The sequence below is a fragment of the Streptomyces sp. NPDC005151 genome, from assembly GCF_053599875.1.
The window spans coordinates 1-1137 of the sequence record NZ_JBSFYR010000270.1 but is presented as its reverse complement, the minus strand read 5'-3'; the positions used below and the strand labels follow the sequence as shown (position 1 = coordinate 1137).

Below are 1137 nucleotides of genomic sequence, written 5' to 3'. Positions count from 1 at the left end.
GGCGAATTCGAGGGGTCGTTGCAACACGTGGTCGGTTGATCAGGCTGCGAGCAGTTTAGACAGGCGCTCGGCTGGGGTTTCCCAGCCGAGCGTTTTGCGTGGGCGGCTGTTGAGTTCGGCGGCGACGGCGTCGAGGTGCTCGCGGCTGTGGCCGGCGAGGTTGGTGCCCTTGGGGAAGTACTGGCGGAGCAGGCCATTGGTGTTCTCGTTCGAGCCGCGCTGCCAGGGGCTGCCGGGGTCGCAGAAGTAGACCGGGATATCGGTGGCGATGCTGAAGGCGTGGTGGGCGGCCATCTCTGAGCCCTGGTCCCAGGTGAGGGACCGCATCAGGTGGGGCGGCAGGGTTTGCACGGTGTCGGTCAGGGCGTCGCGCAGGCTTGCCGCACTGTGGTCGCCGGGCAGGTGGACCAGCATCAGGTAGCGGGTGCTGCGTTCGACCAGGGTGCCGATCGCCGAGCCGCTGTTCTTGCCGATGATGAGGTCCCCTTCCCAATGGCCGGGGACGGCCCGGTCTTCGGCCTCGGCGGGGCGGTCGCTGATCATGACCATCGGGGTCGTGAACCGGGGCTGGCGCTTGGCTGCCTGGCGGTGGGGGCGGCGGCGGGCGCGTCCTGTCCGCAGGGCCTTGGTGAGTTCGCGGCGGAGTTCTCCGCGGCCTTGGACGTAGAGGGCCTGGTAGACCGTCTCGTGGGTCACGTGCATCTCCGGGCGGTCGGGGAACCGTGTGCGAAGAGCGTTGCAGATCTGCTCGGGGCTCCAGCGCAGGGTCAGGTGGTCCTGGATGAAGTCCCGCAGTTCGGGGTTCTGACCGATCTTCCCCGTCTTGGGGCGGGGTCGGCGGGCATCGGCGCGGGCCTGGGCCGCGTGCGGCCGGTACTGGCCGTTTCCAGGGTGCCGGTTGCGGCGTATCTCGCGGCTGACGGTCGACGGGCTGCGGCCCAGCTCGGCGGCGATCGCGCGGACCGTGGCCTTCTCCCGCAGACGGTCGGCTATGTGGATGCGGTCGGCCTCACGCAGGTAGCGGGACGGGCCAGAAGGCGGTGCCTCCTGGTAGATCGGAGGCGCCGCCTTCTTCTTGCCGATGTGCGCATGTGATCCGTTGCGCCACTTCTTGCCCGTCCGCACGTCGATGCCGAC

1 protein-coding gene is annotated in these 1137 nt (G+C 69.2%); it reads right to left on the bottom strand.

Going from position 1 to position 1137, the window contains the following annotated elements:
- Positions 1-39 precede the first annotated feature (39 nt).
- Positions 40-1137 (bottom strand): IS30 family transposase (locus tag ACWD6R_RS40660; protein ID WP_451823359.1); only part of this gene is annotated, 1098 nt, incomplete at its 5' end.